This is a genomic window from Halomonas sp. A11-A (assembly GCF_003182195.1).
GTDB classification, from domain to species: Bacteria; Pseudomonadota; Gammaproteobacteria; order Pseudomonadales; family Halomonadaceae; genus Halomonas; species Halomonas alkalicola.
This window is the reverse complement of the sequence record NZ_QGTM01000012.1, coordinates 74,400-85,565: the sequence shown is the minus strand read 5'-3', so window position 1 is coordinate 85,565 and position 11,166 is coordinate 74,400. Positions and strand designations below refer to the sequence as shown.

General features: G+C 67.3%; 6 protein-coding genes. 3 read left to right on the top strand and 3 right to left on the bottom strand.

What is annotated here, in order from left to right; genetic code table 11:
* Positions 1–267: 267 nt before the first annotated feature.
* Positions 268–1,032 carry an SDR family oxidoreductase gene (locus DER72_RS09890; RefSeq protein WP_110069827.1) on the bottom strand — a complete coding sequence of 255 codons (765 nt, stop codon included), beginning with the start codon at positions 1,030–1,032 and terminating at the stop codon, positions 268–270.
* A 514-nt stretch (positions 1,033–1,546) separates the two neighbouring features.
* Here DER72_RS09890 and DER72_RS09885 point away from each other — a divergent pair.
* From DER72_RS09885 to DER72_RS09875, 3 genes are all read left to right on the top strand, one after another.
* On the top strand, positions 1,547–5,152 hold the full coding sequence (locus tag DER72_RS09885) for a bifunctional diguanylate cyclase/phosphodiesterase (RefSeq protein WP_258306263.1): 3,606 nt from the start codon (positions 1,547–1,549) through the stop codon (positions 5,150–5,152).
* 70 nt (positions 5,153–5,222) lie between these two features.
* On the top strand, positions 5,223–6,005 hold the full coding sequence (locus DER72_RS09880) for an EAL domain-containing protein (RefSeq protein WP_110069826.1): 783 nt from the start codon (positions 5,223–5,225) through the stop codon (positions 6,003–6,005).
* 280 nt (positions 6,006–6,285) lie between these two features.
* The gene (locus DER72_RS09875; RefSeq protein ID WP_110069825.1) at positions 6,286–6,711 is read left to right on the top strand and encodes a DUF3617 family protein; all 426 of its coding nucleotides are present in this window, start codon (positions 6,286–6,288) and stop codon (positions 6,709–6,711) included.
* A gap of 74 nt (positions 6,712–6,785) precedes the next feature.
* On the opposite strand, the gene DER72_RS09870 is transcribed toward DER72_RS09875, so the two are convergent.
* The gene (locus tag DER72_RS09870; protein WP_110069824.1) at positions 6,786–9,899 is read right to left on the bottom strand and encodes an efflux RND transporter permease subunit; all 3,114 of its coding nucleotides are present in this window, start codon (positions 9,897–9,899) and stop codon (positions 6,786–6,788) included.
* Positions 9,899–10,996 carry an efflux RND transporter periplasmic adaptor subunit gene (locus DER72_RS09865; protein WP_110069823.1) on the bottom strand — a complete coding sequence of 366 codons (1,098 nt, stop codon included), beginning with the start codon at positions 10,994–10,996 and terminating at the stop codon, positions 9,899–9,901. Before DER72_RS09865 ends, DER72_RS09870 begins: the two co-directional genes overlap by 1 nt.
* Between the last annotated feature and the right edge of the window lie 170 nt (positions 10,997–11,166).

The window sequence follows — 11,166 nt, the reverse complement described above, 5'->3', positions numbered from 1 at the left end:
TCAGTCCAATAGTGGATGACAGGAACCGCCGTATACGGAACCGTACGTACGGTGGTGTGGGAGGGCGCCGGGGGTGACCCCGGCCCCTACCCGATCTTGAATATTTTTGATCCACACTTTGACCCACACCTGCTCCCTAGCTTTCCCTAAACCCGGCTTATTCATGAGGCCGGCCTGAAAACGAAGATAGCGGATGGTATTCTGGGGCCGCCTTTCGTCACCCGCAAAGGCCATCTTCGGATGGCCTTTTTTGGTATGAGCGGGTCGCTACTCGGCGTAGATCATTTTACGGGTCATGCCGCCGTCGGCCACGATATTCTGACCGGTGATGAACCCGGCCTCGTCGGACAGCAGAAAGCGCGTCAGGGCAGAGATGTCTTGGGGCGTGCCCACGCGTCCCACCGGATGCTGGTCACGATCGATGGCGCGGTGCTCCACCGGCTGCTGGCGGCTGGGCTTTTGCCAGTCGCCTACTTCGATCCAGCCTGGGCTGATGGCGTTGACGCGGATGTCCGGGCCAAGGCTCACGGCAAGCGCATGGGTGAGGGCCACGATGCCGCCTTTGCTGGCCGCATACGCTTCGGTGTCGGGCTCGGATTGCAGGGCCCGGGACGAGGCCATCAGCACGATACTGCCTCCATGAGGCCGCAAATGCGCCGCCCCATGCTTGGCGCACAGGAACGCGCCGGTGAGGTTGGTATTCAAGTAGGCTTGCCAGGTTTCCAGTGGCAGCTGTTCGATCGTGCCATGAAACGGGTCGGCGATGCCTGCGTTATGGACGATGCCATCCAGCCTGCCAAAGTGTTGCATGGTACGTTCAAGCGTGCGGGCAATGTGTTCCTCTTGGCTGACGTCAGCTTCCAGAACCAATAACTGGTCGTACTGTTTCAACCGCTGCGCCGCAGCGCGCAGCGCTTCTGCATCGATATCGACGATGGCCACCTGGTGACCGTGGGAGAGTAGGTCGTCCGCGATGCCCAAACCAATCCCTTGGGCACCGCCGGTTACATACACTGTTTTACGCTGTATCATGACGATTTTACCGCCTGAAGGCCTGGTGAGTGGGGAAACGTGCGCTAGCGGGATCAAATGTAAAATATCTATACAGCTAATGACAGCTCTCGCTTTAATGCATAGCGTTATTAATCCGGCAATAAAATATCAGTGAGATGCTAACCTTCTCTGCATTTCACGGGATCAGTAGTATACGGACTCCTCCTCCGCCACAGAATATCGAAGAAGCCGCTGAGCCATCAGCGGCTTCTTCCATTTCTGGCCCTGGTGTCCGGACGCGCTGGCTGACGCCGCGCCGGGGCGCGAGGCCCCCCTGTTCCCTCCCTGAGCTCTCCCTGGGGCCTCCTGCCACCACCCTGCCAGTCTGGTCCGCCGCGCGCTCGAACGCGAAAGGCGGCTTGATCCAGGATACGTCACTGCGCGAAGTGGGCTACCCTGTTAGGCGCATATTCGCCAGAATGATCACCTGATTTCCCTGGTTGACCGCGCGGTGGAGTTGCCGGCGCGTTGTTCGCGAATCCAAGGAGGGTTCATGCCCACGACCACCCGCCAGCTGATGATGGACAGCCTGCTCCTGCTGATGGCGGCCACCTTCATCATCGTCGGCATCAACGGGCTGCTGCTGGCCTGGCTGGAGCTGGTCTACTCCCCGCTGCATCTGCTGCTGGTGGCGGATGCCTTCTTGGTGCTGGTGCTGGGGGGCGTGGGCCTGCTGGCCCTGTTGGCCGGCTGGGCTGGCGCTCGCCTGCTGGCCGGTGGGCTGCTGGGGGTCCTGCTGCTGCATACCCTCGCCCAGGCGCTGCTGGTTCCGCGGGGGTTCATGCCGGCCGGCATCGGGCCGCGCCTGGAGCTGCTGCCGGCCCTGCTGCTGCTGCCGGTGGCGCTCTGCCTGCTGGTGGGCAGGCCTGGCGGGCGCTGCCGCTGGGTCTGGATCGCCTGGGGAGGGCTCCTGGCGGGGGGCGGAGTGGTTGCCCTGCTGGCGATCGTTCCCTCGTTGCGCCCCTGGCTACTGTCTCGCTTCAGTGCCCAGCTGCTCTCGGCGCTGGCGGTGACGGGGCTGCTCGGCCTGGGGATGGGGCTGGCCGGGCTGCGCGGCGATCGCCCGCTGCAGCTGGGGCGCCTGGCGGTGACGACCGGGCTGGCGGGGATCCTCCTCAGCAGCCTGGCCTGGTTCATGCTGAGCTGGCAGCAGGAGGAGACCCTCCACCGCCAGGCCGACTACCTGCTGGACAACATCCAGCTCAATGCCGAGCAGGTGATGGTGTCTCGCTTGACCCTGATGCGGCGCATGGCCGACCGCCTGGATGCCGCGGAGGGAGAGCTCGACGCGGCGGTGCTCGCGAGTGACCTGCAGAGCTACCTGCAGGATGCCTCGAGCCTCAAGGCGGTCGGCCTCTATCACCCGGAGTCCGGCTGGGAGTGGCTTGGCGGGGACGACCCCGTCAGCGAGGAGCGGCTGGCCGCAACGCTGGCGCTGGCCCCGGTGCGGGACTGGCTGGGCGTCGACCTTGGCCAGCCGCGCCTGATGCTCTCCGAGCCCGAGCAGCCGGGGCTGGCGCTGATGGCTATCGACGTGCCCGCCGGTGAGCGGCTGCTGCTGAGCCTGTTCGATCTCCCTGAGCTGCTGGCCGATGAGCTGCGCCAGCAGCTCGGGCTCTACCGCGTCGTGATCCAGCGCCATGGGGCCACGCTGCTGGAGCTGCGCCGGCCGGGCATCGCCAGTGATCCCGAGGGCGTCTTCGTCAACCATCTGCTGCACCGGCGCCATATCGGCCTTCCCGGAGGCGCCAAGCTGACCCTCGAGGCCTACCCGGGTGCCCAGCACGACTGGCTGCTCACCGCCCTGATGCCGGTTGGGGTCGCCGGCGGTGGACTGGTGCTGAGCGGCATGCTGGTGTTCAGCCTGGCGCTGGCCGGCCAGCTGCTCGGCCGCACCCGAGCCCTGGGCGAGGTGCGCCAGCAGCTCGAGGCACAGCAGGCCGTGCAGGCCCGCATCGTCCGGGAGGAGCCGCTGGAGGAGACCCTGGAAGCCATCTGCCGCATGCTGGAGCAGCAGGTGCCGGGGGCGCTCTGCTCGATCATGCTGGTCAACGAGGAGGGCACGGCCCTGGAGCTCGCGGGCGGTGAGCGCCTGCCCCCTGCCTACCGGGACGCGGTGATGACCCTCGGGATCGAGGCGGGCGTCGGCGCCTGCGGCAGTGCCGCCTATCTCGGCGATACCGTGATCTGCGAGGACCTGGCCGAAGACCCCCGCTGGCGCGGCTACCGGGAGGTGGCGCTGGCCCATGGCCTGCTTGCCTGCTGGTCGGTCCCCATCCTGGGCAGCGATGGCCGGGTGCTCGGTACCTTCGGGACCTACCTGCCGCGGCCCCAGGCGCCCGACGCCGCGGCCCGCCTGCTGCTCGACAAGGCCGCCGACCTGGCCGCCCTGGCGGTGGAGCGCCACCAGAGCCGGCGCACCCTGCGGCTGCTGGAGCGCAGCGTCGAAGGCAGCATCAACGGGGTGGTGATCGCCGACGCCAGTCGGCCCGATGTGCCCATCATCTACGTCAACCCGGCCTTCGTGCGCATGACCGGCTACGCCAAGGAGGAGGTGCTGGGACGCAACTGCCGCTTCCTGCAGGGGGCCGAGACCGATCCCGCCGCGGCGGCGTCCATTCGGCAGCAGCTGGCGCGGGGAGAGGAGGTGCACGTCACCCTGCTCAACTATCGCAAGGACGGCACGCCGTTCTGGAACGATCTCTACGTCGCCCCGGTGCGCGATGCCCAGGGGAGCATCACCCACTACGTGGGGATGCAGAACGATGTCTCTGCGCAGAAGACCTATGAATCCCGGCTGGCCCACCATGCGAGCCACGATGCCCTGACGGGGCTGGCCAATCGCAGCCTCTTCGAGGACCGCCTCGAGCACGATGTGGCGCTCGCGATCCGTCGCCAGGAGCGTCTGGCGGTGCTGTTCGTGGACCTCGACGACTTCAAGCCGATCAACGACACCCTGGGCCACGCGGTGGGCGACGATGTCCTGCGCGAGGTGGCCCGGCGTCTGCAGGCCTCGGTGCGGCCCGGCGATACCCTGGCGCGCCTGGGCGGTGACGAGTTCGTGCTGCTGATGACCGACATCCTCCGGGAGGAGCAGGTGCTGGCCCTGGTGGAACGCCTGATGATGGAGATCGCGCGCCCCTACCTGATCGACGGCCATGAGCTCTACCTGACCTGCAGCATCGGCATCGCCCTGAGCGACCCCGCCATGACGGAGCCGCGCGAGCTGATCCAGCAGGCCGACATGGCCATGTACAAGGCCAAGCAGCAGGGGCGCAACGCCTACCACTGGCACACCGGCGAGATCACCGAGCAGTTGGGCGAGCGGGTCCGGCTGCGCAACGACCTGCAGGAGGCCATCGTCTCCGGCAGGATGGAGCTGCACTACCAACCGCTGATCGCTCGCGATGGGACCCTGGCCGGCGTCGAGGCGCTGCTGCGCTGGCCCCACCCGGAACGCGGCTATGTCTCCCCCGAGGTGTTCATCCCGCTGGCGGAATCCACCGGACAGATCATGCCGCTCAGTCGCTGGGTGCTGGAGCGCGCCTGTGCGGACATGGTCGCCCTGGGGCAGCAGGGCGTCGGCAGGGTGAAGGTGTCGGTCAACCTGTCGCCGCTGCAGTTCCATCGCCCCAGCTTCCTGGCCAATCTGCGCCAGGTGCTTCAGCAGACGGGGCTGCCCGCGGAGCAGCTCGAGCTGGAGCTGACCGAGGGCATCCTCATGGACAACACCGAGTCGGCCATCGATATCCTGCATGCGCTGCGCGGCATGCATATCGATGTCTCCATCGACGACTTCGGTACCGGCTACTCCAGCCTCAGCTATCTCCGGCACCTGCCGATCAGCAAGGTCAAGATCGATCGCAGCTTCATCCACGAGGTCACCACCAACCCCCATGATGCCGCCATCGTGCAGGGCATGATCTCGATGGCCGGCCACCTGGGGCTTCGCGTGGTGGCCGAGGGGGTCGAGACCGAGGACCAGCAGCGTCAGCTGGAGGCCTGGGGCTGCGATCTCTTCCAGGGGTACCTGCTGGCCAAGCCGATGCCGCTGGAGGCCCTGTCGCGTTTCATCATCGAGCGTGGCAGGGTTGAATGATGACGACACAACGACCACTCGGGCCGAGAGGACACCAGGCGCCGAGGGACAAGATTCCAGCGGGGGAAAGATGACGCACTGTGCGCGGGTAGCGGACCACTGCGGTCGCTGTGAGGGCGAGCTGCCCTTCGAGTTCACCATGGCCTTCCAGCCCATCGTTGACCTGGCCTCCGCCCGGATCACCACCTACGAGGCCCTGGTGCGCGGGCCGAATGGCGAATCGGCCTGGAGCGTGCTCTCCCAGGTCACCGACGAGCTGCTCTACCGCTTCGACCAGGCCTGCCGGGTCAGGGCGATCGAGATGGCCAGCGCCCTCGGCATGCAGGAGCGGCTCTCCATCAACTTCCTGCCCAACGCCGTCTATGAGCCCGAGGCGTGCATCCAGGCGACGCTGGATGTCTCCCGTCGGGTGGGCTGGCCCACCGACAGGCTCGTCTTCGAGTTCACCGAGACCGAGCGGGTGACCGACCAGGGCCATCTCAAGCGGATCATCGACAGCTATCGCGAGATGGGCTTCACCACGGCGCTGGATGACTTCGGCAACGGCTACGCCAACCTGGACCTGCTCACCGAACTCGAGCCGGACAAGCTCAAGATCGATCGTCAGCTGGTGATGGGCTGCGACCAGGACCGTCGCCGTCAGGCGCTGCTGCGGGCGGTGCACGGCCTGGCCAGGGAGCTGAGCCTCGAGGTGATCGCCGAAGGGGTGGAGACCCGGGAGGAGTCGCTATGGCTGGCCCGCGCCGGGATCACCCGCCAGCAGGGCTTCTTCCATGCCCGGCCCGCGGTCGCCGCCCTGGCAGAAGACCTGGCGCCACACCTGCGCGAGCTGCAGCGCGCCATGCGGACCTGAGCCATCTTCTCGTCGTAGCGGTTCCTGGCGTAGGCGGGGCCGCGTACGCAGGTGGAGTTCCTGAGTCAGGTTCATGATCAGGCCTTCCCTACGGGGAAACGGGAGCCATCGACCCTGTCGGAGAGGCTGTAGGGGCGCGACACCTGTCGGCCTCCCGGCTCGAGGGGCAGTGACGCGGCAACGCCTTGCGCTAGCCGGCATTGGGCATGCTCGGTCGATCGGGGTAAGCTGGCGGCATGCCGAAGGAGAGGCATGCCATTCACAGACCGGGAGAGACCCCATGCCGTTACGTTCCCTGCTTGCCGCCGCCCTGCTGGCCCTGCCGCTGGCCGCCGTGGCCGAGACCCCCAACATCGCCCCGGGGCTCTGGGAGTTCACCAACACCACTTCGGTGACCGGCGAGGTGCCGATTCCCGACCAGACCGAGACCCATCAGGAGTGCATCGCCCAGGGCGATCTGACCGATTCCGACTTCCAGTTCCTCGAGGTGGAGGAGGGCTGCGAACTCGTCGAGCACAATGTCTCCGCGGATGGTATCGACTACCGCATGGTCTGCCACGCCGACGAGGGCGAGGCGCAGATCGACGGCCGCATGGATTTCCTCGGCGAACGCGTCGAGGGCAACGTCAACGTGACGGTGCACTCCTCCATGGGCGAGATGCAGATGAACACCGTGGTCGAGGGCGAGCGTCTCGGCGACTGCTGAACCCGCCTCGCCTCGAACGAACAGGGCCACCCCGTGGGGTGGCCCTGTTCGCGTCTGGCCCTCGGTTCCGCGGCCTACGGCTGGGACCGGCTGGCCTCCATCTCCTCCTCCAGGCGTCGCTTGACGTCGCCCGGGGAGCCGGTATGACGGGCTAGCAGGTCGTAGGCCACCGGCACCACGAAGAGGGTGAAGAGGGTGGCGGCGGCGACCCCGGAGAGGATCACCGTGCCGATCACCATGCGCGACTCGGAGCCGGCACCGCTGCCCACGATCAGCGGGATGGAGCCGGCCATGGTGGTCACCGCGGTCATCAGGATCGGCCGCAGGCGGGTGACGGCGGCATCCACCAGGGCGTCGCGGAAGGCCAGCCCCTGGTCGCGCAGCTGGTTGGCGAACTCCACGATCAGGATGCCGTTCTTGGCGGCGAGTCCGATCAGCATCACCAGCCCCACCTGGCTGTAGATGTTGAGCGACTGGCCGGTGACATAGAGCCCCAGCATGGCGCCGCTCATGGCCAGGGGCACGGTGAGCATGATCACGAAGGGGTGCACGAAGCTCTCGAACTGCGCCGCCAGCACCAGGAACACCACCAGGGCGCCAAGGATCAGCAGGAAAGTGGTGGCGCCGCTGGCCTGCTGGAAGTCCCGGGAGGCGCCGCTGACGTCGCTCTGGGCCTGGGGCGGCAGCAGCTCGGCCGCGGCCGCCTCCAGGTACTCCAGCGCCTCGCCCAGGGAGTAGCCGTCGGCCAGGTTGGCCTCGATGGTGATCGAGCGAATGCGGTTGAAGCGGTTGAGGGTGCTGGCGCCGGCGAAGTCGGTGAGGGTCACCAGGCTGGCCAGGGGGATCAGCTCACCGGTGCGCGCCGAGCGCACCTGGATGTTGTCCAGCGCCCGCGGGCTCGCCTGGCTGGCGCGGTCGCCCTCGACGATGACGTCATACTCCTGGCCGTTGTCCAGGTAGCGGGTGACGTTGCGCCCGCCGAGCAGCACCTCCAGGGTGCGGCCGATCTCGGTGACCGTGACCCCGAGCGAGGCGGCCCGCTCGTAGTCGATGTCCACCCGCAGCTGGGGCTGAGTCTCCCGGTAGTTGCTGTCCAGGCCGATCAGCCGCGGGTTGTCCTCGCGGATATGGGCCATCAGGGTGTCGCGCCACTCGGCAAGCTCCTCGTAGGTGCCGCCGCCCAGCACGAACTCCACCGGCTTGGCGATGCGCTGGCCGAAGCCCTGGCGCATCACCGGAAAGGCCTGGACGCCCGGCAGCCCGGCGAGTTCTCGACGCACGTCGTCCATGATTGCCCAGGCGTCGCGGCGGCTACCCCAGTCGGCCAGGCCGATGATGCCGAAGCCGTTGTTGAAGTTCTCGATATTACCGAAGCCGCGTGGCGCACGGATCACCACCCGCTCCATGTCGCCGCTCTCCACCATGGGCTCCAGGCGCGCCTCGATCTCGTTCATGTAGTCCATGATGTAGTCGAAGGTGGCGCCCTCGGGGCCGTTGACCAGGATGATGAAGCTGCCGCGATCCTCCTGAGGGGTGTACTCGCTGGGCAGCAGGTCGGCCAGCCACACGGTGGCGGCGATCAGCCCCACGAAGACCGCCAGCACCGCCAGGCGCGCCTTGAGCACCCACTCCAGCAGGGTGCGGTAGAGGCGCTGGGTCAGCTCCAGCAGCCACTGCACGGCCCGGGCGACACGGCTGTCATCCTGGGCCGGTTTGAGGATCTTGGAGGCCATCATCGGGGTCAGCGATAGCGCCAGCACGCTGGAGATGGCCACCGCTGCGGCCATGGTCAGGGCGAACTCGGAGAAGAGGCGGCCCACGTTGCCCTGCAGGAAGGCCAGGGGCACGAACACCGCGATCAGCACCAGGGTGGTGGCGATCACCGCGAAGGCGATCTGCCGGGTGCCCTTGAAGGCGGCCACCAGCGGCGACTCCCCGTAGTCGTGCATGCGGCGGTGGATGTTCTCCAGCACCACGATGGCGTCGTCGACGATCAGCCCGATGGCCAGCACCAGCGCCAGCAGGGTCAGCAGGTTGATGGAGAAGCCCATCAGGGCCAGGGCCATGAAGGCCCCGATGATCGCCACCGGCACCGTGACCGCCGGGATCAGGGTGGTGCGCACGTTGCCGAGGAACAGAAAGATCACCACCACTACCAGCCCCATGGCGATGAACAGGGTCATCACCACCTGCTCGATGGCGCCGGCCACGAACACCGAGGCGTCGTAGTTAAGGGAGAGCGACATGCCTACCGGCAGGCTCGCCTGAACCCGCTCGAGCTCCGCCTGCACGCCCTGGGAGACCTCCAGCACGTTGGCGGTGGACTGCTTGAGGATCCCCAGGCCCACCATGGGCACGCCGTTGGCGCGGAACACCGAGCGGTCCTCCACCGAGCCGATCTCCACCCGAGCGACGTCGCCCAGCCGCACCAGGTAGCCGTCGGCGCCCTGGGTCAGCGCCAGGCGCTCGAAGTCATCCGGCTGGTTGAAGCTGCGCGGCAAACGCACGATGAACTGACGCTCTCGGGACTCGATGGAGCCGGCCGGGAGCTCGACGTTCTCGGCGCGCAGGGCGCTCTCCACATCGCTCACCGTGAGGTTGCGAGCGGCCAGGGCGTTGCGGTCGATCCACACCCGCATGGCGTACTCGCGACCGCCGCCGATGCGCACCCGGGCCACCCCGGGCTGCACCGAGAAGCCGTCTACCAGGTAGCGGTCGGCATAGTCGGTCAGCTCCGGAATGGTGTAGCCGTCGCCGGTCAAGGAGAGCCACAGGATCACCTCCTCGCTCGAGTCGGCCTTCTGCACCTCGGGCGGGTCGGCCTCGTCGGGCAGGTTGCGCAAGGCCCCGGAGATGCGGTCGCGGATGTCGTTGGCCGCGGCATCGATGTCCATGTCGAGGCGGAATTCGATGTTGATCCGCGAGCGGCCATCCTCGCTTGAGGAGGTGATCAGCTCGATGCCCTCGACCCCGGCGATGCGATCCTCCAGGGGCTGGGTGATGCGGGTCTCCACCACGCTGGCCGAGGCTCCGGGATAGCGGGTATCGATGCTGACCACCGGCGGATCGATGGAGGGGTACTCCTGCAGCGGCAGGCGCTGCATGGCCAGCAGGCCGAAGGCCACGATCAGCAGCGCCAGCACCGTGGCCAGCACCGGGCGCTGGACGGAAAGATCGGAGAGACGCATCAGTCACGCTTCCTGCGGTTCGCCTCGAGGATCTCGCGCACCGTGGTGGTGTCGTCGGCGATGCCCAGCAGGCTCACGCGATCCCCCGCCTGCACGCGCTGGACGCCATGGGCCACCAGCAGCTCTTCCGCCTCGATGCCCTCGAGGATCTCCACTTGACCGGTGCGCCGCTCGCCCACCTTCACCTCCCGGCGCTCGACGCGATTCTGGTCATCCTCGTCGATCACCAGGACGTACTGGCGATCGCCACTGGGAACCAGCACGCTCTCCGGCACCACCACGGCCTCCCGCGGGCTGCGCTGGACGATGACCTCCATCAGCATGCCGGGGCGCAGGCGCCGTTCGGGGTTCTCTAGCCTGGCGCGCACGCTGACGCTGCGGCTTACCGGGTCGACCCGGGAGCCGACGCTCTCCACATGGCCCTCGAAGCGCTCGTCGGGGAAGGCCACGCTGCGCGCCGTCAGGGGCAGGCCGGGCTCGAGCAGGGCCAGGAACACCTCGGGCACGCTGAAGTCGAGCTTCATCACGTCGACCTTGTCCAGGGTCACAAGCTCGGTGCCCGGGGTGACCAGGCTGCCGAGGCTGATATTGCGAAAGCCCACCACGCCGTCGAAGGGAGCGCGCAGCCGGTAGTTGCGCAGCCGCGCCTCCAGCCCCTGGATTTCCGCCTCCACCTGGCGAAGCCTGGCCCGGGCGTCCTCAACGTCGGCCCGCGGGGCCAGATTGCGGCTCTGCAACTGGGCCAGGCGATCCACCGTGGCACGGCGCTCGTCGCGCAGGGCCTGGGCGGCGCGCAGCTGCGCCTGCTGCTCGGCATCCTCCAGGCGAATCAGCAGCTGGCCGGCCTCCACCACCTGGCCGTCGCGGAAGTTCACCTCGGCGACGATGTCAGTGACCGTGGCCGAGAGCGTCACGCTCTCGTCGGCGCGCAGGGTCCCCAGCGCCTCCAGCGGGTCGGACCAGGGCTCCAGGCTGACCCGGGCGCCGATTACTGGCGTCGCCTCCTGGGCGGCAAGGGGCATGGCCAGGGCCAGGCTCAGGACGGCCGCCAGCAGACGGCCCGTGCGAAAGAGGCGAGGGGAGGGCGTTGTTGTCATGGGACTCTTTTCATGGGGTGGCAAGAGACGATTGCCATTCCTTGGCAATTCTTAACAAGCTATCAATGATCGTATCGGAAAATGTGGCAACAATACGCAACGCACAGTCATCGCTATAGTGTACAAGGATTGTACATATTATTCATGGCCGTCTACCCGGGCCGGTCAAC

Excerpts from the sequence above, each read along its gene's own strand:
- DER72_RS09880 (WP_110069826.1), top strand. The coding sequence starts at position 5,223 with ATGACGCACTGTGCGCGGGTAGCGGACCACTGCGGTCGCTGTGAGGGC.
- DER72_RS09875 (WP_110069825.1), top strand. The coding sequence starts at position 6,286 with ATGCCGTTACGTTCCCTGCTTGCCGCCGCCCTGCTGGCCCTGCCGCTG.
- DER72_RS09890 (WP_110069827.1), bottom strand. The coding sequence starts at position 1,032 with ATGATACAGCGTAAAACAGTGTATGTAACCGGCGGTGCCCAAGGGATT.
- DER72_RS09870 (WP_110069824.1), bottom strand. The coding sequence starts at position 9,899 with ATGCGTCTCTCCGATCTTTCCGTCCAGCGCCCGGTGCTGGCCACGGTG.
- DER72_RS09885 (WP_258306263.1), top strand. The coding sequence starts at position 1,547 with ATGCCCACGACCACCCGCCAGCTGATGATGGACAGCCTGCTCCTGCTG.
- DER72_RS09865 (WP_110069823.1), bottom strand. The coding sequence starts at position 10,996 with ATGACAACAACGCCCTCCCCTCGCCTCTTTCGCACGGGCCGTCTGCTG.